The organism is Aeromonas sp. INTO2 (assembly GCF_049860605.1).
GTDB lineage: Bacteria > Pseudomonadota > Gammaproteobacteria > Enterobacterales > Aeromonadaceae > Aeromonas > Aeromonas caviae.
In genome coordinates this window covers 3,479,045-3,501,230 of sequence record NZ_CP187588.1, presented here as the reverse complement: position 1 = coordinate 3,501,230, position 22,186 = coordinate 3,479,045, and the positions used below count along the sequence as shown (strand labels likewise).

Genomic DNA, 22,186 nt, shown 5'->3' with positions numbered 1-22,186 from the left:
CTGCATCAGTTGTTCAATGACCGAACTGACCATGTTGCAGCCTCCTTTCAACGACGCGCAGGGCAAGGGAGAGCGGCAGAAAGATCAGCACGCACATCAAGGTCAGCACCGCCAGCATCTCGTAGGTCTTGTAGTAGAGGGCGATGTAGTTCCTGGTGGTGTAGAGCAGCTCGGGCACCGCCACTGCCGAGGCCACCGTGGTCTCTTTGAGCAGAAAGATGAAGTTGGCAAACAGCGCCGGCAGGCTGGCGAGCCAGGCCTGGGGCAGCTGGACGTGGCGCAGCAGCTGCCAGCGGGAGAGGCCGATGGCCCGGCCCGCTTCCAGCTGGCTGGGGGGGATAGCCTGAACGCCTGCACGCAGCGCCTCGGTCAGGTAACCGCCGCCGAGGAAGGTCATGGCGATCACTGCCGTGGCAAAGCCGGAGAGCGAGATGCCGAGCGCCGGCAGCCCGAAGTAGAGAAAGAACAGCTGGATCAAGAGCGGCGTGTTGCGGGCCAGCTCCACATAGGCGCGGATCAGCCCGTTCAGCCAGGGCTTGTGCAGGCTTTGCAGCGTCACATTGAGCAGCGCCACGACGAGCGAGGTGAGGATCACTAGGATGCCGAGCTGCAGGGTGACCCAGACCGATTGGCCGAACGCCGGCAGGGTGGTGAGAACAAAGGACCAGTCGAAGCTCATGCCGGGATCCTCCCGTCACGGCGCAGCCGCTGGGGCACGACCGTGATGGCGTCAGGGTACTTGATGCCGGCGCCGGTGTTGAGCACCACCACCCGCTCGCCCCCCTGTATCCAGCCCGCTTCCCGCAGCTGGCGGGCGGCGGCGAAGGCGGCCGCCCCTTCCGGGCAGACGAAGCTGCCTTCGCGCGCGGCGAGCTGTCGGATCTCGCGCTGGATGGCGCTATCGTCCACCGCGATGGCGCACCCCTCGGTGCGATAGAGGGCGTCCAGCACCAAAAAGTCCCCCAGCGCCTTGGGCACGTTGATGCCAAAGGCGAGGGTCTGGGAATCGGGCCAGAAGCGCGATTCGCGCTCCCCCTGCTGCCACGCCTGGACGATGGGGGCGCAGCCGCTCGCCTGCACCGCCACCAGTCGCGGCAACGGCCCCTTGACCCAGCCCAGCTCCTGCAACTCCCGCAGCGCCTTGTAGATGCCGATGAGACCGACTCCGCCACCGGTGGGGTAGAGGATGACGTCCGGCAGGGTCCAGCCGAGCTGCTCGGCGATCTCCAGCCCCATGGTCTTCTTGCCCTCAATGCGATAGGGCTCCTTGAGGGTGGAGGCATCGAACAGCCCCTGCTCGGCCACCGCCTCGGCCACCTGGCGACCGGCGTCGCTGATGAGGCCATCCACCAGATAGAGGCGGGCACCGGCCAGCGAGGTCTCCAGTCTTGTGATGGCGGGTGCCGCCTGGGGCATGACTATGGTGCTGCGCAAGCCGGCGCGGGCGCCGTAAAGCGCCCAGGCCGCACCGGCGTTGCCGTTGGTGGGCATGGCGAAGTGGGTGATGCCGAGCTCCCGGGCGCGGGAGACGCCGACCGCGGCGCCGCGGGCCTTGAAAGAACCGGTGGGGATGATGCTCTCATCCTTCATCCAGAGATCCGGAATGCCAATCTGCTTGCCGAAAGCGGGCAGGGGCAGCAGGGGAGTGAAGCCTTCCCCCAGGGTGATCACCTGGGCGGGGTCGCGCACCGGCAGCAGCTCGTGGTAGCGCCACAGGCTGGCGGGGCGGCCCAGCAGCGCGGCCGGGTGCCAGGCCTGTTTCAGGGCCTCGAGGTCGTAGCTGGCCAGCAAGGGGGCACCGACCGGGCTCAACTGCTGGGGCTGATCGGCATTCACTATCTCGCCGGTCTTGCTGCAACGTAGATGTGATAAGTAGCTGTACGGCATGCTTTATCCTGAATGGCTCACGTTGGCTGGTGTCTTATTCCATCCTGTGACCCAAGGGCCGGATAACAAACAAAATAAAGCGGCAAACTTAAGCGAAAAAAGTCATATGGATCCCCCGTGTCGGCGGGCCACCCTCTGCCACCGGTCGGGGGGTTGGGCCATCCGGCGCGCTTTGTTAATCTGCCCGCTCACTCAAACCGCAGGGAGCCGCCTCGATGCGAGCCATTGTCAGCCTGCTGGCCCTGTCACTGCTCTGTGCGTGCAGCGGCCAGCCAACCAGAGAGGATGCCATGTCAGGGAATACGCGCCTTCACTACCCCGTCACCCGCCAGGGTGAGCAGGTGGATCACTATTTCGGCCAGGCCGTGGCCGACCCCTATCGCTGGCTGGAGGATGATCGCAGCCCCGAGACGGAGGCCTGGGTCAAGGCCCAGAACCGGGTGACTCAGGGTTACCTGGCGCAGATCCCGTATCGCGCCGCCATCAAGGAGAAGCTGGCCGCCTCCTGGAACTACGCCAAGGAGGGGGCGCCGTTTCGCGAGGGGCGCTACCACTACTTCTTCAAGAACGACGGCCTGCAGAACCAGAACGTGCTGTGGCGCCAGCAGGAGGGCAAGCCGGCCGAGGTGTTCCTCGATCCCAATACCCTCAGCCCCGACGGCACCACGGCGCTGGATCAGCTGAGCTTCTCCCGCGATGGCCGCATCCTGGCCTACTCCTTGTCACTGGCCGGCAGCGACTGGCGCGAGATCCACCTGATGGACGTAGAGAGCAAGCAGCCGCTGGAGGCGCCCCTCAAGGACGTGAAGTTCAGCGGCATCAGCTGGCTCGGCAACGAGGGCTTCTTCTACTCGAGCTACGACAAGCCGGATGGCAGCGAGCTGTCGGCCAGGACCGATCAGCACAAGGTCTATTTCCACCGGCTCGGCACGGCGCAGGAGGATGACCGGCTGGTGTTCGGCGCCATCCCGGCCCAGCACCACCGTTACGTGGGGGCGACCGTCACCGAAGATGACCGCTTCCTGCTTATCTCGGCGGCGAACTCCACCTCGGGCAACCGCCTCTATGTGAAGGATCTGAGCCAGGAGAACGCGCCGCTGCTGACGGTGCAGGGGGATCTGGATGCGGACGTGAGCCTGGTGGACAACAAGGGCGGCACCCTTTACCTGCTGACCAACCGGGACGCCCCCAACGGCCGGCTGGTGACGGTGGATGCCGCCAACCCGGGTCCGGCCCGCTGGCGGGATCTCATCCCCGAGCGCCAGCAGGTGCTGACGGTGCACAGCGGCAGCGGCTATCTGTTCGCCGAATACATGGTGGATGCCACCGCCCGGGTCGAGCAGTTCGACTACGAAGGCAAGCGGGTGCGCGAGGTGGCGCTGCCCGGCCTTGGCAGCGTCAGTGGCTTCAACGGCAAGCACGACGACCCCGCCCTCTACTTCGGCTTCGAGCACTATGCCCAGCCGCCGACTCTCTACCGGTTCGAGCCCAAGAGCGGCGCCATCAGCCTCTATCGCGCCTCGGCGGCGCCGTTCAAACCGGAGGATTACGTTTCCGAGCAGCGCTTCTACCAGAGCAAGGACGGCACCCGGGTGCCGCTCATCATCAGCTACCGCAAGGGGCTGAAACTCGATGGCAGCAACCCGACCATCCTCTACGGCTATGGCGGCTTCGACGTGAGCCTGACCCCGAGCTTCAGCGTGTCGGTAGCCAACTGGCTGGATCTGGGGGGCGTCTATGCGGTGGCCAACCTGCGCGGGGGCGGCGAGTACGGCCAGGCCTGGCACCTGGCGGGCACCCAGCAGAACAAGCAGAACGTGTTCGACGATTTCATCGCGGCGGCCGAGTACCTCAAGGCCGAGGGCTACACCCGCACCGATCGGCTGGCGATCCGAGGTGGCTCCAACGGCGGTCTGCTGGTGGGGGCCGTGATGACCCAGCGGCCGGATCTGATGCGGGTCGCCCTGCCGGCGGTGGGGGTGCTCGACATGCTGCGCTACCACACCTTCACCGCCGGGGCGGGCTGGGCCTATGACTACGGCACCAGCGCCGACAGCGAGGCGATGTTCGACTACCTGAAGGGCTACTCGCCGCTGCACAACGTCCGGGCCGGGGTCAGCTACCCTTCGACCCTGGTGACCACGGCGGATCACGACGATCGGGTGGTGCCGGCCCACTCCTTCAAGTTTGCCGCCACCCTGCAGGCCGACAATGCCGGCCCCCATCCCCAGCTCATCCGCATCGAGACCAATGCCGGGCACGGGGCGGGCACGCCGGTGGCCAAGCTTATCGAGCAGAGTGCGGACATCTATGCCTTCACCCTGTACGAGATGGGCTACAGGGAGCTGCCGCGTCAGCCTTGATCCGGGCGAGGCGGGCGCCAGCCATCCACTATCATCAGGGCCCTGCGGGGCCCTTTTTATTGCCGCGCGTTGGAAGAGCTGCGCTGGCTGCACTAGCTGCGACCATCCCTGTCTCGCTGCTGGCCCGTTTTCGCAGACGGGCCCCATCTGTCATCCCCCCGGTGGTATAGTCAGCCACAAGATCCGCATTCAAGGAGTCCATCGTGAAGAAGATCATCTACATCCTGCTGGGGTTGGCGCTGGCGGCCGTGGTGGCCATCGCCGCCCTGGTGTCCCTCATCGATCCCAACCAGTTCAAGCCCCAGCTGGTGGAACAGGTGCGCAAGAGCACCGGTCGCGAGCTGGTGATACAAGGGGATATCGGCTGGCGTTTCTGGCCAAGCCTGGGCCTCTCCCTCGAGAAGGTGGCGCTACGCAACCCCGCCGGCTTTGCCGAGCCCGACCTGGTGCGATTCGAGCAGGGTGAGGCCTCAGTAGGCTTGCTGCCGCTGCTCTCCCACAAGCTTGAGATCGGCAAGGTGACCCTGAGCGGCGCTCATCTGTTTATCCAGACCAGGGCTGACGGCAGCTCCAACCTGAGGGATCTGCTCAAGTCCTCCGCCGAGCCCAAGGGGGAGGCGACAACCTCCGAGCCCGCCGCAACGACGCCCCCAGCCGCCAGTGACAAACAGCCCTGGCAGATCAGCCTGCAAGGCATCGCGCTGGTGGATGCCAGCGCCCTGGTGCGGGACGACCGCAGCGGTACCGTCTCCCGGCTCGACAGGCTGGATCTCGATCTGGGGCAGTTGACCCCGGGGGAGTGGGTACCGGTGACCCTGGCCGCCAAGGGGGCACAGGGGGATCTGGCCTTTGATCTCAAGGGTCAGGCCCAGCTCAAACCGGCCCGGGAGGCCATGAAGAGCGAGCTCAAGGATCTCAATCTCAGCGGCAGCCTGAACCAGCCGGCGCAGCGGCTCGATGCCTTCTCCCTCAAGGCCGACCGGCTGGCATTGGGGGAGTGGAGCAGTCTGAGCCTTAGCCTCAGCGGGGCACTGGGGGCGGCGGACAAGCCGACCCTGGCCGGTACGCTGGAGGGGTCCCTCAAGGCGCGCCTCGATGAAAACCGGCAACTGCTGGAGCTGTCGGATGCCGTGCTGGCCGCCAAGCTGAGCGGTGATTCTCTGCCGCGCCCGCAGATGCAGGTGAAGCTGGCGGGTTTTGCCCGCGCCGAGCTCGACAAGCAGAGCGTCGCCCTCAGCAACCTGGTGCTGGGGGTGGATGATGCTCTGCTCAGCGGCAGCGGCGCCGTTCGTCTGGGGGCCGTTCCCAAAGTGGACTTTGACCTCAAGGGGGACAAGCTCGACTTGGACAGTTGGCTGGGTCAGCCAGCCAGGACGGCGCCCGCTGCGGCCACGTCGGGCGCCGCAGCCTCGGCCGGAGCACCGGCACAGACCGCCGCGCAGGCGCTCTCCACGGTAGAGCCTGATCTGACCGCCCTCAAGGCGGTGGACCTGTCTGGCCGCCTGCAACTGGGCAGCCTGCGCCTCAAGGGGCTGGATCTGAGCGCCGTGGATCTGCAACTGGCCCTGGCGGGTGGTCAGCTCACCCTCAAGCAGTTCAGTGCCGGGGTGGCCGGTGGCAAGGTGACCGCGAGCGGTCTGCTCGATGCCCGTCAGCAGCCGGCCCGCTATCAGGTGCATAAGCGGGTGCAGGGGGTCGATGTGCGGCCCCTGCTGCAGACCCTGGCCCAGACCGACCTGCTGGAAGGCAAGGGGGATCTGGAGGTCGAGGCGCAGGGCTCAGGCCTCTCCGAGCAGGCGCTGCGCAGCCGGATGCAGGGCAAGGTGAACCTCAAGTTGAGCGATGGCGCCCTGCACGGCATCAACTTGGCGGAGATGATCCGCGAGGCGCGGGCCACCCTGACCGGCAAGGGGGCGGATCAGGTGAAGGAGGTGCGCAAGACCGACTTCAGCGCCCTCACCGCCAGCTTCCAGATTGCCAACGGGATTGCCAGGAGCGATGACATCCAGCTCTTTGCCCCCGCCCTGCGGGTGAAGGGGCAGGGCCAGACTGCCCTGGTGCCGGAGACCCTCGACTTCCTGTTCCTCACCTCCGTGGTGGAGAGCAGCAAGGGGCAGGGGGGCAAGACGGTGGATGAGCTCAAGGACATCACCATACCGGTGCGCATCGGCGGCCACTGGCAGGCGCCGAGCTACAAGCTCGACGTGAAGGCACTGCTCAGCAACAACAAGGTGCTGGAGGAGAAGGCCCGCAAGGAGGCCGAGCGCGGTCTCAAGAAGCTGCTGGGTGACAAGGCCGACAACGAAGGGGTGAAGGGGGTGGCGGACCAGCTGCTCAAGGGCCTGTTCAAATAGCCAGCCTCCCGTTGTTGTCATCAAGAGCCCGCCCCGTGCGGGCTCTTTGCTGTGGTGCCGGGCGTCACGGGACGAGGTGTGGTCGGCAACATGAGGTACTATGCGAAACAGTCTTCGAAACTAGGAACCAGGAGGGTTCATGAACAAACGGGTGCTGATCACCGGCGGTGGCAGAGGTATCGGGGCCGCGACAGCCCGCTATCTGGCGGCGCAGGGTTACCATCTCTGTCTCAACTATCGTCAGGACAGGGTGTCCGCCGAGGCGGTGGTGGCCGAGATCCTGGCCACCCATCCGGTCGAGTGCATCGCGGTGCAGGCCGATGTCAGCGTGGAGGCCGAGGTGGTGCGCCTGTTCGAGGAGATGGACGCGCGGCTCGGCCCCGTCACTCATCTGGTGAACAACGCCGGCAGGTTGCAGCCCCAGATGCGGGTGCTGGAGATGAGCGCCGAGCGCATCAACCAGACCCTGACCACCAATGTCACCAGCTGCTTTCTCTGCTGCCGCGAGGCGGTGCGCCGCATGACGGCGGGGGGCGCCATCGTCAATGTCTCTTCCGCCGCCGCCCGGCTGGGCTCCCCCGGGGAGTACGTGGATTATGCCGCCGCCAAGGGGGCCGTCGACGTGCTGACCAGAGGCTTGTCGCTGGAGCTGGCGGCTCAGGGGATCCGGGTCAACGGGGTGCGTCCGGGTTTCATCTACACCGACATGCATGCCGACGGCGGCGAGCCCGGCCGGGTGGACAGGATCAAGGGCAATATTCCCCTGCAACGGGGCGGTCAGCCGGCCGAAGTGGCCACCGCCATCGCCTGGCTGCTGTCGGACGAGGCCTCCTATGCCACCGGCACCTTTATCGATGTGGCGGGCGGGCGCTAGGTCATCTTCAACAAGCCTTTCGTCAACGAGAAGGGGCGCCATGGCGCCCCTTCTGCTTATTCTCCCAGCAGCTGTTGCCAGACCGCCAGCACATGGCCCCGCTCTCGCGGCAACTGATCGTCCCCCACCTTGCGGGAGATCTCCGAGAGGTTGAGGCGATGGCCGAGGTTGCGGATCTCCAGATAGGCCTGCTTGAGCCCCTCAGCCTGCTCCAGTGTGAGTACCCCCGCCATCACGCACTCATCGAAGATGCGCACATTGTCTGACCAGCGGGTGAGTGCATCCGGCTCGCCGCAGGCATGGGCCAGCACCAGGTACTGGGCGATGAACTCGATGTCCACCATGCCGCCGGGGGACTGCTTGAGATCGAACTCTCCCTCTCCCGCCTTGAGCAGGTGATCCCGCATCTTCTGGCGCATCTCCCGCACTTCGCGGGCCAGGGTGGGCAGATCCCGCTCCTTGGCCAGCACGTCGCGGCGGATGCGGGCAAATTCGGCGACCACGGCATCATCGCCATAGATGGGACGGGCTCGCACCAGGGCCTGATGCTCCCAGGTCCAGGCTTCCTGCTGCTGGTATTGCTCATAGGCCGACAGCGATGAGACCAGCAGGCCTGAGTCGCCGGAGGGGCGCAGCCGCATGTCGATCTCGTAGAGGATGCCGGACGGAGTGCGGGTGCTGAACAGATGCAGGATCCGCTGGGCCAGGCGCAGGTAGAACTGGCGGCTGTCGATGGGCTTGCGGCCATCGGTGTAACTGTTGGGGTCGCCGCCGTGCAGGAACACCAGATCGAGATCCGAGCCGTAGCCGAGTTCGATGCCCCCCAGCTTGCCGTAGGCCACCACCGCAAAGCCGCGCTGGCCGCTCACCGCCACCTCGGGCGGCACCCCGTAGCGTTCGCTCATCTGGGCCCACGCCTGATTGACCACCTCCTCGGTGATCGCCTCCGCCAGCCAGGTGAGGTGGTCGCTCACCTTCATCAGCGGCAGGGCGCCGGCGATGTCGGCGGCGACGATGCGCAGCAGCTGCACCTGCTTGAACTGGCGCAGCGCCTCCATCTGCTGCTCCACGTCCTCCTCGGGGATGCGCAGCAGGAACTGGCGCAGCTGGGGCTTGTACTGATCCAGCGGGGTGGGGTGGTAGAGGTGTTGGGGATCCAGCAGCTCGTCCAGCAGGATGGGGTAGCGGGCCAACTGCTCGCTCACCAGGTTGCTCTCGTCACACAGGCGCACCAGCTGGCGCAGGGCGGCGGGGTTTTCCGCCAGCAGTTGCAGATAGGCGCTGCGGGTGAAGATGCGGGTCAGCAGGGTGCAGACCCGCTCGAACAGGCGGGCGGGCTCGCGGCTCGCCACCACCAGCCGCAGCAGCTCCGGCATCAGCCAGTCCAGGGCGATGCGCCCCTGGGGCCCTACCTGACGGCGCTTGTACTCCTCCTTGAAACGCAGCAGGGCGGCGCAGAGGGGGGCGGGCTCCACCACTCCCTGCGTGGTCAGCAGTTTTTCCAGCTCGGCGGCATCAAGCTCGGTGCGCCAGAGATCGAGCCAGAGCTGTTCCAGGTGGGCGGGGGCCTCCTTCTCTTCCCCCACCACGGCGACGAACTCCTGATGGACGGCGGCCATCTCCTCATCGAGGTGGGCCATGAAGGCGTCCCAGTCGGTAAAGCCGAGGGTGGCGATGAGCCGCTGGCGATCCCGATCCTCGGTGGGCAGGGTCTGGGTCTGCTGATCGCCGATCTCCTGCAAGATGTTTTCCACCCGGCGCAGGAAGCGATAGGCGGTGAGCAGGCGTTCGCACTGGCTCCCCTCCAGGGCCCCCCCCTGGGCGATGGCGGCCAGCGCCTCGGGCAGGTGGCGTACCCGCAGGGCGGGCTCGCGCCCGCCACGGATGAGTTGCAGCGCCTGGGCGATGAACTCCACCTCGCGAATGCCCCCGGCCCCCAGCTTGATGTTGCCCTCCAGTCCCTTGCGGCGCACCTCGGCGGCGATCATCGCCTTCATCTGGCGCAGGCCGTCGATGACGCCGAAGTCGATATAGCGGCGGAACACGAAGGGGCGCAGCAGTTCGGTCAGGGCCATGGCGTGTTCGCACTGGGGGCCCAGCACCCGTGCCTTGACCATGGCGTAGCGCTCCCAGTTGCGGCCGTGATGCTGGTAGTAGTCCTCCATGGCGGCGAAGGAGATGGCGAGCGGCCCCGCATCGCCAAAGGGGCGCAGCCGCATGTCGACCCGGAACACCTGACCATCCTGGGTGGGCTGGTGGAGGGCGTTGATGAGACGCTGCCCCAGCTTGATGAAGAACTGCTGGTTGGCGAGCTCCCGCCGACCGCCAACGGTGTAGCCGTTCTCGGGGAAGGTGAAGATAAGGTCGATGTCCGAGGAGAAGTTGAGCTCGCCGCCGCCGAGCTTGCCCATCCCGAGGATGAGCAGCGGCTGGGGGTTGCCATCGCCGTCCATGGGGGTGCCCAGCTCGCTGCACTGTTTGGCGTAGAGCCAGTCGCGGGCACCACAGATGAGGGCATCCGCCAGCTTGGTGAGATGGATGAAGCTCTCTTCGACCTCGGACTCCCCGAGCAGCTCGCGCCAGGCGATCACCAGCATGCGGCTGCGGCGGAACTGGCGCAGGATGCGCTTGAGCGCCTCCTCGTCCGCGACCTCGGCGAGCAGGGCTGCGAGCTCAGGTTCATAGGCGGGCCAGCGCTCGGCCCGGGTCAGTGCGTCCGATGCCAGGGTCTCGGCCAGCAGCCCCGGCTGCTTGATGAGGGAGTCGGCGACAAAGTCGGAGAGGCCGAGCAGGGTCAGCAGAGTCTGGCGGGTGGGCTCGGGCAGTGCGTCATACTGGGGCGCCAGGGCGAGCAGCCGCTGCCAGTGGCGCAGGGCCTGCTCCTGCAGCAAGGGAGAGAAGGCGGAGAAAGAGGGAGAGTGCTGGGCCACGGTTGCCATCCTTGTGGTTGACGAGTCTGCAGGGAGAGTGAAATGCCGGCTGCCAATCTAGCACTCCCGGGCGCTGGCGTCACAGCGCCGCTGCCCGGAAGGTGATCCGGCGACGGATCCGGCGATCGGCCGGGCTCAGGGACGCCGGTAGATCTCGGGGTCGTAGATTTCCATCAGGCTGCCGGGGCTTCTCGGCGGCACAAAACCGAAACCGGCGTAGAGGCCGTGGGCATCGGAGGTGGCGAGGGAGAGACGGCGCAGCCCTTGCAGCTCCGGGTGGGCGAGGATGGCTGCCACCAGGGCCTTGCTGTGACCGCGCCCGCGATGTTCGGGCAGCACGAAGACGTCGGCGAGATAACCGAAGGTGGCCTTGTCGGTGATGACCCGGGCGAAGGCGACCTGCTGGCCGTCGAGATAGGCTCCGAAGCACAGGGAGTGGTTGATGGCCCGCTGCAGGGTGGCGAGGGGAATGCCGAGGCACCAGTAGGCCTCTTCACTGAGGAAACGGTGAATGAGCGGGACGTCGAGGCGCCCCTTGTCGTCGCTTATCTCAAGCGCACGTTCTGTAGTCTGCATCCTGGCTCCTTGCCGTGATGAAAAAAGAAAGGCCCCTAAGGGGGCCTTCCAGTGTACTCAAATCACGACCTCAGGCCAGCCTGAAGGTTTGACGATGGGTGCCAGCATCAGGCCAGCTTGAAGGCCTGGATATGGCTGTCCAGCGTCTGGCTGTGGTGTTCCACCAGTTCGGAGGCATCTTTCAGCTCCCGCAGCACCACGACGGAGCCTTCCACCACCTGTTTGACCTGCTCCAGGTTGGCATTCATCTCCTCGGCGACCGAGCTCTGCTGCTCGGAGGCGGCGGCGATCTGGCGGTTCATGTCGGCCACTCCCTGCACCCGCTGCACTATGGTGTCGAGCTGGGTACCAGCCTGAGTCACCTGCTCCACCCCCTTGTCCGCCTGCTGCACGCTCTCGGCCATCAGGCCGACGGCCTGGCGGGCGTTGCCCTGAAGCTGCTCGATCATCTTCTGGATCTCGACGGTGGCGGCCTGGGCACGGTTCGCGAGTTCGCGCACCTCGGAGGCGACCACGGCAAAACCGCGACCCGCCTCACCGGCGCGTGCGGCTTCGATGGCAGCGTTCAGGGCCAGCAGGTTGGTCTGCTCGGAGATGCTGCGGATGGTGTCCACCACGGAGCCGATGCGATCGACCCCGTGCTCCACTTCGTTGACCACGGTGGAGGAGCGCTGGATGTTGCCGGAGAGAGTGTCGATGGTGTTGACGGTAGCCGCCACGCAGCGGCTGCCCTCCTCGGCCAGCTGGCTGGTTTCGGCGGTGGCGTGGGACGCCTGCTCCGCGTGGTTGGCTACTTCTCGAATGGCACCTACCATCTGGCTCATGGCGCTGGCAAGCTGCTCAATCTGGGTGAACTCCTCGTTGATGGCCTCGTTCGCCTCATCCATGCAGAGAGTCACCTGGGAGGCGATCTCGTTGAGCTCCTTGCAGGCGGCACGCTGGGTCCCGAACACCTCCTTGAGGTTCTCCTGGGAGTGGGCCACCGCCTTGGCGATGTCGCCGAACTCGTCCCGGGACTTGAGCAGCACGCTGTGGCTGAGATCCTTGTTGGCGAAACGCTCCAGCAGCCCCACCAGGTAGTGGACCTGCTTGACCATGAGGCGTGAGCCGGTGAGCAGCAGCACCACGAAGACGACCCCCATGAGCGCCGTCTCCACCAGCCCGGTCCAGAGCAGGCGATCGGCGATGGTGTTGGCCATGGCGGCATCAATGCCCTCGCTGAGCAGGGTCGCTTCCAGGTTGCTGGCATCGAACCAGAGTTTGGCCAGCAGCAGCAGGGTGCTGAACACCATGAGCAGCACCACCTTGGGCACCAGTCGGATGTTGCTCATGCGCCTCTCCAGCGGGTTCAACTGCATAATTTTTCTCCTTTCAACGTCCATTATTCCTTTGCCGTCATAGCTATCGGCATTATCTTCCTTTTTATTAATTTGCACCGTGCTTAAAGTTGGAAAATGTATGCGACATCACTTAACTCATTTGCGTACCATGGATCTGCTGATGGGGTTTCTCTCCGTGATTTCGGTCTGCCTGGTGGCTGCTCGCTGGCTGGGGCACGGTGAACTAAGCCCCCAGACTTTGCAGCTCTTTTATGATGTCGACAGTCTGATCTGCTACTTCTTCCTCGCTCACTTCGCCTATGGCTGGGCGCGCGCCTCCGACAGGATGGCCTTCTTCAAGAGCAACTGGTTCTATCTGCCCGGCAGCCTGCCCATGGTGGAACAACTGCGCTGGGCGCGGCTCATCCAGCTGTGGCGGGTCTACCAGTTGCTCCGGGACAGACCGGATCTGCTGGCCATGTTCCGTCGTGAACGCAACGAAACCACCCTCTCCGGCATTCTCTTCCTCTTCTTCCTGTTGCTGGGGGTCGGCTCCGGCGTCATGTACTGGCTGGAAACGGGGCAACCCGGCAGCCAGATCCAGACTCCTTACGATGCCTTCTGGTGGACGCTGGTGACCCTCTCTACCGTGGGGTACGGGGATCTGGTGCCCAAGACGGAGGAGGGGCGCTTCGTCGCCAGCCTGCTGATCCTCTTTGGTGTGGGGTTGTTTGGCGCCCTCAGCGGCTTCATGGCCAGCCTGTTCGTCCATCCCGGCAAGACCAACGACGACACCGCGGTGTGGCGACGCCAGCAGAGCGAACAGCAGGCGCAACTGCTCAAAGAGCTCAAGGCCCTGCGCGCCGAGGTGCAGGCGCTGAAACAGAAGTAGGTACGACGTCTGGAATGGTCGCGTCGTAAACCGGCGGCGCTGCGAGACAGCTCTCACTCGGGGAGATGGCGCTTTTCTTTGCTTGTCCTTTGACCCGCAGGCGGCTTAACATTCGGCCTGCAACCTAATCCAACGAAGAGAATCGATCGACCATGCGCGCCCTTCTCGGGATCCTGATCTGCTTGTGTGCCCAACAGGCACTGGCCGATACCCGCTATGTTTCAGACAACATCTTTACCTATATCCACAACGGTCCGGGTACCAAGTACCGGATCCTCGGCAGCGTCAAGGCCGGTGAGCCGCTGGAGGTCAAGGCGGTGAACCAGGAGGCCGGATTCACCCAGGTGGTGGACGGTCGTGGCCGCGAGGGCTGGATCAAGAACAGCGAGCTGCAGGGAGAGATCAGCCTGCGTGAACGCCTTCCCCAGGTTCAGAAAGAGCTGGACGAAGCCAAGGCCCGTCTGCTGAACCTCAATGGCGACAACGAGAAACGCTTCGCCGAGAAGGATGGCAAGATCGCCGAGCAGAGCAAGGAGATCGCCAGCCTCAAAGCCCGTCTGGACAGCCAGAGCGCCGAGATGAGCAGCCTCAAGGAACAGAACGACGCCTTGACCCAGAGCTATGACAACCGTGAGCACGACATGCAGATGGACTGGTTCATCCGCGGTGGTGCCATGGTGGGGGGCGGCATCCTGCTCGGGATCCTCCTGCCCATGCTCCCGCGCCGTCGCAAGAGCAGCGAGCGCTGGATGAACTGATCGCCCCGGCGGTCAACAGGATGAAAGGTCGCCAGAGGCGCAATGCTGATCAGTTAAGGATCCATTGACCGATCCTTCTGCTGTAGGACAATCCGGAACCAATCACTGGTTCCGGATTTTTTTATGTCTATTGCAAACGATCTGAACGATGTTGTTGAGGCATCTGGCGACATGCTGGCTCGGCTGGCCATTTTTGCCGACCATATTCCCGACGAATGGATTACTGCCGCTGCCACCTTGTCTGAAAAGGCCACTATCCGCCGACGCCGCTTACCTTCTGATATGGTCTTGTGGCTCGTCGTGGGGATGGCCTTTTTCCGCAATGAGCCCATCTCCGAGGTCGCTCGGCGCCTCAACATCTGTGCAGAAGGGTTGGCCAATGATGCCTTGCTCGCGGACAGTGCCCTGTCTCAGGCCCGTCAGCGACTCGGCAAACAGCCGCTCGAGTGGCTGTTCAAACAGTGCGCCGATGTGTGGGGGCGGGAACGTTATCCTGAAGACCATTGGCACGGTTTACAGGTCTTTGCCATCGATGGGGCCCTGTTCCGAACCCAGGATATGCCTGAACTCAGAGCACATTTCGGCTCGGGTAACACCTCAACCAACCGGCAGACACCCTACCCGATGCTGCGGTTGGTCACGCTCATGAATGTCCGCTCGCATGTCATTGCCAACGCGGCCATCAGCCCGTACCGCAAAGGGGAAATCCCCCTGGCCAGCGAGTTCATTCACTCATTGCCGGACAAGTCAGTGACCCTGCTGGATAAAGGCTTCTTCGGTGCCGACCTGTTGCTGCGTATTCAGGCCGAAGACACCGACCGTCACTGGCTCATCCCGGAACGCAAGGGGCTGGTATACACGGAACTTGAGCGCTATGGCGACGGTGACCGTCTGTTGCAAATGACGGTCTCGCCTCAGGCTCGCAAGAAAAACCCGGCGTTGCCGACACACTGGCAAGTTCGCGCAGTGACCTATGAGGTGGCAGGCAAGGAGAAAACGGTCTTTACCTCCCTGCCCGTGGCGCGATTCAGTGCAGCTCAGGTGGCGACCCTGTACCACGAGCGCTGGGAAATCGAGCTGGGATACCGGGATATCAAAAGCGCGATGCAGCACAACGCCATCACGCTGAGAAGCAAGAAAGTGGACTTGGTCTATCAGGAGCTGTGGGGATTGCTGCTTGGATACAATCTGGTCAGGCGGGAGGCCAGCCAGGCCGCCGTAGCCCATCAGCGAGCGCCCAATGAGGTGAGCTTTAAGTTTGCCTGTCAGTTCATCGCGAACCAGATGGCAGTGATGGCGGGCGCGTTATCGCCAGCCCATACGCCACGGAGGTTGGCGGAGTTGCGGGGCTGCATAGGCGTCATGTTCATAGAAAAACGCCCCAGGCCATCGAGACCCAGGGCGGTGAAGATATCAAAGACCCGTTTTCCGGTAAATCGCAATGCGGCTCCGCTTAAGTGAACAGCATTGCGCCAGAGGCGACCTTTTTTCATGGCGTGCCTGGCGAGAAGAGGGCCATGTCGGGGGTCGCCATCGGCCCTTCCCGCTCGTAAGATGAGGCGAACGATCCTGTGCCGCGCGCATTCTCAACAAGAGCCTTCATCATATGTCATCAACTAAACAGGCCTGCTGGTTCGTGCTGGGGGGCGATCACCTCGTCCTGCTGGATGAACAGGGGCGCATTCCAAAAGGGGCCCGCGCCGTTTTGCCCCCCCATCTGCACACTGCCCCCTTCGAGCGCTTCGACGAGTGGGACGGCCTGCCTTGCCATCTGCTGGATCTGGGCGCGGAGGCGGAGACCGGGGCCATGGCCCCGCTGCGCCAGCTCATGGTGGCGGGGGACGAAGAGGGCTTTCGCCTCGCAGGACGGGCCTGGCAGCTCGCCACTTTTCGCCGTACCCATCGTTTCTGCGGTGAGTGCGGCGCCCCCATGACCCCGAGGGAAGGGGAGTGGGCCCAGGGGTGTCATCACGGCCATGTCGTCTATCCGCGCATCTCCCCCTGCATCATCGTCGCGGTGCGCAAGGGGCCGGCCATCTTGCTGGCAGCCCACCGCCGTCACTATCAGGCGGATGATCCCATGTATACCGTGCTGGCCGGCTTCGTGGAGGCAGGGGAGAATCTGGAGCAGTGCGTGGCGCGGGAGGTGTTCGAGGAGAGCGGCATCCGGGTGACCAATGTGCGTTACGTGGCGAGCCAGCCCTGGCCCTTCCCCCACAGCCTGATGATGGGCTTCACCGCCGACTACGAGAACGGCGAGATCCGGGTGCAGGATGACGAACTGGTGGCGGCAGGCTTTTTTGAGGCTGACCGGCTGCCGCGCTTGCCCCCTCATGGCACCATAGCGCGCCGGCTCATCGAACAGTGCCTCGCCGAGGCGCGTTGAGGGAAAACGGGGGCGCTTGTATGCGCCCCCTCACATCTTTGCACTCCTGCGGCGATGTGCGGCGTCAGGGTCGCCCTCAGCCTTGCACAAAGTGGTATCATGTCCGCCATTTTATGCGTGACATGACTCAGGAACTGGGATGAAAGAGCTGAAGAACGATCGATACCTGCGTGCCCTGCTGCGCCAGGAAGTGGACATGACCCCGGTATGGATGATGCGTCAGGCTGGCCGTTATCTGCCGGAATACAAGGCGACCCGCGCCGTTGCGGGGGATTTCATGTCCCTGTGTCGCAACGCCGAGCTGGCCTGTGAAGTCACCTTGCAGCCCCTGCGCCGCTATCCACTCGATGCCGCCATTCTCTTCTCCGACATCCTGACCGTGCCCGATGCCATGGGGCTGGGCCTCTACTTCGAGCACGGGGAAGGCCCGCGCTTCGAGCGCCCGATCACCTCCATGGCCGACGTGCAGGCCCTGCCCATCCCGGATCCGGAAGACGAGCTTGGCTACGTGATGAATGCGGTGCGCACCATCCGCCGCGAGCTCAAGGGCGACGTGCCGCTCATCGGCTTCTCCGGCAGCCCCTGGACCCTGGCCACCTACATGGTGGAGGGGGGCAGCTCCAAGGCCTTCACCAAGATCAAGAAGATGATGTATGCAGAGCCGCAGACCCTGCACCTGCTGCTCGACAAGCTGGCGGACAGCGTGATTAGCTATCTCAACGCCCAGATCAGGGCGGGTGCCCAGGCGGTCATGGTGTTCGACACCTGGGGCGGCGTGCTCACCCCGCGCGATTACCGCGACTTCTCCCTGCAGTACATGCACAAGATCGTCGATGCCCTGACCCGTGAACATGAGGGCCGCCGTGTGCCGGTCACCCTGTTCACCAAGAACGGCGGCCAGTGGCTGGAGCAGATCGCCGCCACCGGCTGCGATGCGCTGGGTCTGGACTGGACCACCGACATCGCGGACGCCAAGCGCCGGGTCGGCGACAAGGTGGCGCTGCAGGGCAACATGGACCCCTCCATGCTCTACGCCACCCCGGAGCGGATCCGCGAAGAGGTCGCCACCATTCTGGCCGGTTTCGGTCATGGCAACGGTCATGTCTTCAACCTGGGGCACGGCATCCATCAGGATGTGGACCCGGAACATGCTGGCGTGTTCGTCAACGCGGTGCATGAGCTCTCCGCCCGGTACCACGGTCGCTGAGGGCGGCAAACAGCGTGATGAACGGGGCCTGCGGGCCCCGTTTTGCTGTCCGTGACACAGGGGGCTGCATCCTGGTCGCGGCTCGGGTTACACTGCACCCCCATGTTGGCAGTCGTTGCCGGGATGGGGTCGTTGAGGGGCAGGAGGCTGGATGGAGAAGCGGGCGTGGGATTGGGGCATCGATCTTGGCGGGACCAAGTGCGAGTGCGTGGTGCTCGATGGCGACGAGGTGTTGCTGCGCCACCGCATTCCCACTGAACGGCACGGCGGCTACCAGCACATGCTGGGCCAGATCGCCAAACTGGTGGACGAGTGTGCCGCCAAACTCGGTCAGCGTCCTGCACTCATCGGCATGGGGACGCCGGGGGCCCGGGACCCCCAGACCGGGCTGCTGAAAAACAGCAACACCACCGAGTTCAACGGCAAGCCGCTCAAGGAAGATCTGGAGCGCAGGCTGGGCGTCCCCGTGCTCATCGCCAACGACGCCAACTGTTTCGCCCTGGCGGAAACCCACCTGGGGGCGGTGCGCCAGCATCATCCCGATGCAAAAGTGGTGTTCGGCATCATCATGGGCACCGGGGTCGGGGCCGGCATCGTCATCAACGGCCAGATCCTCAACGGTCACCACGGCATCGCCGGGGAGTGGGGGCACAACGTCCTGTTGCCGGAGGGGCCAGAGTGCTACTGCGGCAAGCGCGGCTGCGTCGAAACCCTCATCAGCGGCCCGGCGCTGGAGGCCTGGTACGAGGCCAGGACCAAACGCCGTCTCTCGCTCGCCCAGATTGCTGCGGCCAGTGCCCATGATCATGTCGCCAGGCTCACCATGGACAGGTTGCACCTGTTGTTCGGCCAGGCGCTGGCCAACGTGATCAATATTCTCGATCCGGACGTCATCGTCATCGGTGGCGGCGTGGGCAATGTGCAGAGCCTCTATCGCGCCGGGCGCGAAACGGTATTGCCCTTCCTGTTCAACCCCCGCTTCGCCACCCCCATGGTAGCGCCGGCTCTGGGGGACAGCGCCGGGGTATTCGGTGCCGCACTGCTGGCCCGCGGCGTCTTTCGCGAGGCACTGCTCTCGTGAGTCGCCCCTTCCTCCCATCCCTTTGTCGCAGCTAAGGACACAACGTTTCCATGATCAAGATTGCCATCAACGGCTATGGCCGCATCGGCCGCAACGTGCTGCGGGCCCTCTACGAGAGCGGCCGCGACAAGACCATCAAGATAGTGGCCATCAACGAGCTGGCGGCCCCCGAGGCCATGGTGCACCTGACCCGCTTCGACACCAGTCACGGCCGGTTCCGCTATCCGGTGCAACTGGCGGGCAACAGCATGCAGGTGGGGGAGGATCTCATTGCCCTGTTTGCCGAGCGGGATCCGTCGAACTTGCCGTGGCGGGCGCTGGGGGTGGACGTGGTGCTGGACTGCACCGGGGTGTTCGGCTCCCGGGCCGATGCCGAGCTGTATCTGGGGGCGGGAGCGGGCAAGGTGCTCTTCTCCCATCCGGCGGACGCGGATGTGGATGCCACCATCGTCTACGGGGTCAACCACCAGGTGCTGACCGGGCGGGAGCGGATCGTCTCCAACGCCTCCTGCACCACCAACTGCGTGGTCCCCGTCATCGAAACATTGCATCGAGAATTCGAGATAAATTGTGGTACTATTACGACAATTCATTCGGCCATGCACGATCAGCAAGTCATCGATGCCTATCACGGCGACTTGCGCAGAACCCGGGCAGCCAGCCAGTCCATCATCCCGGTGGACACCAAGCTGGCAAAGGGGTTGGAGCGGATCCTTCCCCACTTCGCCGGCAAGTTCGAGGCGATCGCGGTGCGGGTACCCACCATCAATGTAACCGCCATGGATCTGAGCATTACTGTTCGTAAAAAAGTGACAGTTAGTGACGTAAATCAAGCCCTGCAACGGGCATCCAGAGGTACATTACACGGTATTCTGGACTACACGGAAGAGCCACTGGTCTCCGTAGACTTTAATCATGATGCACACTCCTGCATCATTGATGGTACCCAGACCCGGGTCAGCGATGCCAACCTCGTCAAGATGTTGATGTGGTGCGATAACGAATGGGGCTTCGCCAACCGCATGCTGGATACCACCCGGGCCATGATGGCCGCAGGCTGAAAGTCTGCACCGGGCGCAAGGTTACTGTTTTTTTAACATTACCTGAAAATATATAGAGGACTGAATATGTCTGTTATCAAGATGACCGACCTGGATCTGGCGGGCAAACGCGTTCTGATCCGTGCTGACCTGAACGTGCCGGTAAAAGACGGCAAGGTCACTTCCGATGCACGTATCGTTGCGACTCTGCCGACCATCAAGCTGGCTCTGGAAAAGGGCGCCAAGCTGATGATCACCTCCCACCTGGGTCGTCCGACCGAGGGTGAATACAACGAAGAATTCTCCCTGGCTCCGGTTGTCAACTATCTGAAAGACGCACTGTCCTGCCCGGTTCGTCTGGCCAAAGACTACCTGGATGGCGTAGACGTCGCCGCCGGTGAGCTGGTTGTGCTGGAAAACTGCCGCTTCAACAAAGGCGAGAAGAAGAACACCATCGATCTGGCCAAAAAATACGCCGCCCTGTGTGACGTCTTTGTAATGGATGCGTTCGGTACTGCTCACCGCGCCGAAGGTTCTACCTACGGTGTGGCCCAGTTCGCGCCGGTTGCCTGTGCAGGCCCCCTGCTGGCCGGTGAACTGGAAGCCCTGGGCAAAGCCATGCTCAAGCCCGAGCGCCCCATGGTTGCCATCGTTGGCGGCTCCAAGGTATCCACCAAGCTGACCGTGCTGGAATCCCTCTCCAAGATCGCTGACCAGCTGGTGGTCGGTGGTGGCATCGCCAACACCTTCATCGCTGCTGCCGGTCACAACGTCGGCAAGTCCCTGTGCGAGCACGACCTGATCGACACCGCCAAGAAACTGGCTGCCGAAACCAACATTCCGGTGACCACCGACGTGGTTGTGGGGGCCGAGTTCTCCGAATCCACCCCGGCCACCATCAAGTCCGTGTCCGACGTGACTGACGGCGACATGATCTTCGACATCGGTCCGGATTCCGCCAAGGCCCTGGCCGACATCATCATGAACGCCAAGACCATCCTGTGGAACGGCCCGGTCGGCGTGTTCGAGTTCGACCAGTTCGCCAAGGGTACCGAAGTGATCGCTCGCGCCATCGCTGAATCCCCTGCCTTCTCCATCGCGGGCGGTGGTGACACCCTGGCTGCCATCGACAAGTTCGGCATCGCCGACAAGGTCTCCTACATCTCCACTGGCGGCGGCGCCTTCCTGGAGTTCGTAGAAGGCAAGGTACTGCCGGCTGTCGCGATTCTCGAAGAGCGCGCCAAAGCCTAATTGACCCGGGACGGGGGGCAAAAGCCTCCCGTTTCGTTTATCATGTGGCCGCTGTGCCGGTTCATGATGAACCCCCCACTTTTTATTAACGGCATACGAGACAGGACGATTAAACATGTCTAAGAAAATTTTCGACTTCGTAAAACCCGGCGTGATCACTGGTGATGACGTTCAGAAAGTGTTCGCCATCGCCAAGGAAAACGGCTTCGCTCTGCCGGCCGTCAACTGCGTCGGTACCGACTCCGTGAACGCCGTGCTGGAAGCTGCTGCCAAGGTCAAAGCCCCGGTTATCGTACAGTTCTCCAACGGTGGTGCCGTGTTCACCGCCGGTAAGGGTCTGAAGCTGGAAGGCCAGCAAGCTGCCATCCTGGGTGCCATCTCCGGTGCCAAGCACGTGCACGCCGTTGCCGAAGCCTACGGTGTACCGGTGATCCTGCACACCGACCACGCCGCCAAGAAGCTGCTGCCGTGGATCGACGGTCTGCTGGATGCCGGTGAGAAGCACTTCGCCGAAACCGGCAAGCCGCTGTTCTCCTCCCACATGCTGGATCTGTCCGAAGAGTCTCTGGAAGAGAACATCGACATCTGCTGCGAGTACCTGACCCGCATGGCCAAGATGAACATGACTCTGGAGCTGGAACTGGGCTGCACCGGCGGTGAAGAAGACGGCGTGGACAACAGCCACCTGGACCAATCCTCCCTGTACACCCAGCCGGAAGACGTGGCCTACGCCTACGAGCGTCTGTCCAAGATCAGCCCGCGCTTCACCATCGCTGCCTCCTTCGGCAACGTGCACGGTGTGTACAAGCCGGGTAACGTCAAGCTGACTCCGAAGATCCTGGACAACTCCCAGAAGTACGTCTCCGAGAAGTTCGGTCTGCCTGCCAAGTCCCTGGACTTCGTGTTCCACGGTGGCTCCGGCTCTACCCTGGAAGAGATCCGCGAATCCATCTCCTACGGCGTGGTGAAGATGAACATCGACACTGACACCCAGTGGGCGACCTGGGAAGGCGTGCTGAACTTCTACAAGTCCAACGAAGCCTACCTGCAAGGCCAGCTGGGCAACCCGGAAGGTGCCGACAAGCCGAACAAGAAGTTCTACGATCCGCGCGTATGGCTGCGTGCCGGTCAGACTTCCATGATCGCACGTCTGGAGAAGGCCTTCTCCGACCTGAACGCCATCGACGTACTGTAATTCGCAGCATCTTGATTGCATGAAAAGGCGCCCTTCGGGGCGCCTTTTGCATTTCTGTGATCCTGACGGGCTG

17 protein-coding genes are annotated in these 22,186 nt (G+C 63.7%); 12 read left to right on the top strand and 5 right to left on the bottom strand.

All coding sequences use genetic code 11. The features are described from left to right. Positions 1-13 precede the first annotated feature (13 nt). Complete coding sequence (locus ACPW74_RS16480) at positions 14-679, bottom strand: amino acid ABC transporter permease (protein WP_425858400.1); 666 nt, start codon at positions 677-679, stop codon at positions 14-16. Further along, positions 676-1,887: a threonine synthase gene (locus ACPW74_RS16475; RefSeq protein ID WP_425858399.1), complete on the bottom strand. Its 1,212-nt coding sequence runs from the start codon at positions 1,885-1,887 to the stop codon at positions 676-678. The genes ACPW74_RS16480 and ACPW74_RS16475 overlap by 4 nt, the downstream gene beginning before the upstream one ends. A gap of 215 nt (positions 1,888-2,102) precedes the next feature. Here ACPW74_RS16475 and ACPW74_RS16470 point away from each other — a divergent pair, with 215 nt between their 5' ends. From ACPW74_RS16470 to ACPW74_RS16460, 3 genes are all read left to right on the top strand, one after another. Then, on the top strand, positions 2,103-4,250 hold the full coding sequence (locus ACPW74_RS16470) for a prolyl oligopeptidase family serine peptidase (RefSeq protein ID WP_425858398.1): 2,148 nt from the start codon (positions 2,103-2,105) through the stop codon (positions 4,248-4,250). A gap of 203 nt (positions 4,251-4,453) precedes the next feature. Then, a complete protein-coding gene (locus tag ACPW74_RS16465) occupies positions 4,454-6,604 on the top strand; it encodes an AsmA family protein (RefSeq protein ID WP_319896184.1) in 2,151 nt (716 codons plus the stop codon). Positions 6,605-6,743: 139 nt separating this feature from the next. After that, positions 6,744-7,478, top strand: coding sequence for an SDR family oxidoreductase (locus ACPW74_RS16460; protein WP_202039951.1), 735 nt, complete (start codon positions 6,744-6,746; stop codon positions 7,476-7,478). Positions 7,479-7,534: 56 nt separating this feature from the next. Here the strand turns inward: ACPW74_RS16460 and glnE are convergent, their stop codons facing one another. The 3 genes from glnE to ACPW74_RS16445 form a co-directional block, all read right to left on the bottom strand. Further along, positions 7,535-10,408: a bifunctional [glutamate--ammonia ligase]-adenylyl-L-tyrosine phosphorylase/[glutamate--ammonia-ligase] adenylyltransferase gene (glnE, locus tag ACPW74_RS16455; protein ID WP_048208431.1), complete on the bottom strand. Its 2,874-nt coding sequence runs from the start codon at positions 10,406-10,408 to the stop codon at positions 7,535-7,537. A 135-nt stretch (positions 10,409-10,543) separates the two neighbouring features. Next, complete coding sequence (locus ACPW74_RS16450) at positions 10,544-10,984, bottom strand: GNAT family N-acetyltransferase (RefSeq protein WP_010675667.1); 441 nt, start codon at positions 10,982-10,984, stop codon at positions 10,544-10,546. 107 nt (positions 10,985-11,091) lie between these two features. Then, the gene (locus tag ACPW74_RS16445) at positions 11,092-12,342 is read right to left on the bottom strand and encodes a methyl-accepting chemotaxis protein (protein WP_010675666.1); all 1,251 of its coding nucleotides are present in this window, start codon (positions 12,340-12,342) and stop codon (positions 11,092-11,094) included. A 100-nt stretch (positions 12,343-12,442) separates the two neighbouring features. On the opposite strand from ACPW74_RS16445, the gene ACPW74_RS16440 reads away from it, so the two are divergent. From ACPW74_RS16440 to fbaA, 9 genes are all read left to right on the top strand, one after another. Beyond that, the gene (locus ACPW74_RS16440) at positions 12,443-13,195 is read left to right on the top strand and encodes a potassium channel family protein (RefSeq protein ID WP_029314808.1); all 753 of its coding nucleotides are present in this window, start codon (positions 12,443-12,445) and stop codon (positions 13,193-13,195) included. A gap of 152 nt (positions 13,196-13,347) precedes the next feature. After that, positions 13,348-13,953: a TIGR04211 family SH3 domain-containing protein gene (locus ACPW74_RS16435; protein WP_223915461.1), complete on the top strand. Its 606-nt coding sequence runs from the start codon at positions 13,348-13,350 to the stop codon at positions 13,951-13,953. Positions 13,954-14,076: 123 nt separating this feature from the next. Next, complete coding sequence (locus ACPW74_RS16430) at positions 14,077-15,414, top strand: IS4-like element ISAeme15 family transposase (protein ID WP_425858397.1); 1,338 nt, start codon at positions 14,077-14,079, stop codon at positions 15,412-15,414. Between the two features lie 145 nt (positions 15,415-15,559). After that, on the top strand, positions 15,560-16,339 hold the full coding sequence (gene nudC / locus ACPW74_RS16425; protein WP_425858396.1) for an NAD(+) diphosphatase: 780 nt from the start codon (positions 15,560-15,562) through the stop codon (positions 16,337-16,339). A 139-nt stretch (positions 16,340-16,478) separates the two neighbouring features. Next, complete coding sequence (hemE, locus tag ACPW74_RS16420) at positions 16,479-17,546, top strand: uroporphyrinogen decarboxylase (RefSeq protein ID WP_425858395.1); 1,068 nt, start codon at positions 16,479-16,481, stop codon at positions 17,544-17,546. A 151-nt stretch (positions 17,547-17,697) separates the two neighbouring features. Next, entirely contained in the window at positions 17,698-18,627 is a 930-nt protein-coding gene (locus ACPW74_RS16415; protein ID WP_041211677.1) for an ROK family protein, read from the top strand. A gap of 50 nt (positions 18,628-18,677) precedes the next feature. Further along, positions 18,678-19,688, top strand: a complete 1,011-nt coding sequence (gene epd, locus ACPW74_RS16410) for an erythrose-4-phosphate dehydrogenase (protein ID WP_425858394.1) — start codon at positions 18,678-18,680, stop codon at positions 19,686-19,688. Positions 19,689-19,754: 66 nt separating this feature from the next. Continuing rightward, positions 19,755-20,918: a phosphoglycerate kinase gene (locus ACPW74_RS16405; RefSeq protein ID WP_167826095.1), complete on the top strand. Its 1,164-nt coding sequence runs from the start codon at positions 19,755-19,757 to the stop codon at positions 20,916-20,918. A 115-nt stretch (positions 20,919-21,033) separates the two neighbouring features. Next, on the top strand, positions 21,034-22,113 hold the full coding sequence (gene fbaA / locus ACPW74_RS16400) for a class II fructose-bisphosphate aldolase (protein WP_010675658.1): 1,080 nt from the start codon (positions 21,034-21,036) through the stop codon (positions 22,111-22,113). Positions 22,114-22,186: the final 73 nt, after the last annotated feature.

Bases quoted from the DNA above. Each gene is read 5' to 3' on its own strand.
- fbaA (WP_010675658.1), top strand. From the start codon at position 21,034: ATGTCTAAGAAAATTTTCGACTTCGTAAAACCCGGCGTGATCACTGGT.
- ACPW74_RS16435 (WP_223915461.1), top strand. From the start codon at position 13,348: ATGCGCGCCCTTCTCGGGATCCTGATCTGCTTGTGTGCCCAACAGGCA.
- ACPW74_RS16415 (WP_041211677.1), top strand. From the start codon at position 17,698: ATGGAGAAGCGGGCGTGGGATTGGGGCATCGATCTTGGCGGGACCAAG.
- ACPW74_RS16460 (WP_202039951.1), top strand. From the start codon at position 6,744: ATGAACAAACGGGTGCTGATCACCGGCGGTGGCAGAGGTATCGGGGCC.
- epd (WP_425858394.1), top strand. From the start codon at position 18,678: ATGATCAAGATTGCCATCAACGGCTATGGCCGCATCGGCCGCAACGTG.
- ACPW74_RS16445 (WP_010675666.1), bottom strand. From the start codon at position 12,342: ATGCAGTTGAACCCGCTGGAGAGGCGCATGAGCAACATCCGACTGGTG.
- hemE (WP_425858395.1), top strand. From the start codon at position 16,479: ATGAAAGAGCTGAAGAACGATCGATACCTGCGTGCCCTGCTGCGCCAG.
- ACPW74_RS16470 (WP_425858398.1), top strand. From the start codon at position 2,103: ATGCGAGCCATTGTCAGCCTGCTGGCCCTGTCACTGCTCTGTGCGTGC.
- ACPW74_RS16405 (WP_167826095.1), top strand. From the start codon at position 19,755: ATGTCTGTTATCAAGATGACCGACCTGGATCTGGCGGGCAAACGCGTT.
- ACPW74_RS16475 (WP_425858399.1), bottom strand. From the start codon at position 1,887: ATGCCGTACAGCTACTTATCACATCTACGTTGCAGCAAGACCGGCGAG.
- ACPW74_RS16480 (WP_425858400.1), bottom strand. From the start codon at position 679: ATGAGCTTCGACTGGTCCTTTGTTCTCACCACCCTGCCGGCGTTCGGC.
- ACPW74_RS16450 (WP_010675667.1), bottom strand. From the start codon at position 10,984: ATGCAGACTACAGAACGTGCGCTTGAGATAAGCGACGACAAGGGGCGC.
- ACPW74_RS16430 (WP_425858397.1), top strand. From the start codon at position 14,077: ATGTCTATTGCAAACGATCTGAACGATGTTGTTGAGGCATCTGGCGAC.
- nudC (WP_425858396.1), top strand. From the start codon at position 15,560: ATGTCATCAACTAAACAGGCCTGCTGGTTCGTGCTGGGGGGCGATCAC.
- ACPW74_RS16440 (WP_029314808.1), top strand. From the start codon at position 12,443: ATGCGACATCACTTAACTCATTTGCGTACCATGGATCTGCTGATGGGG.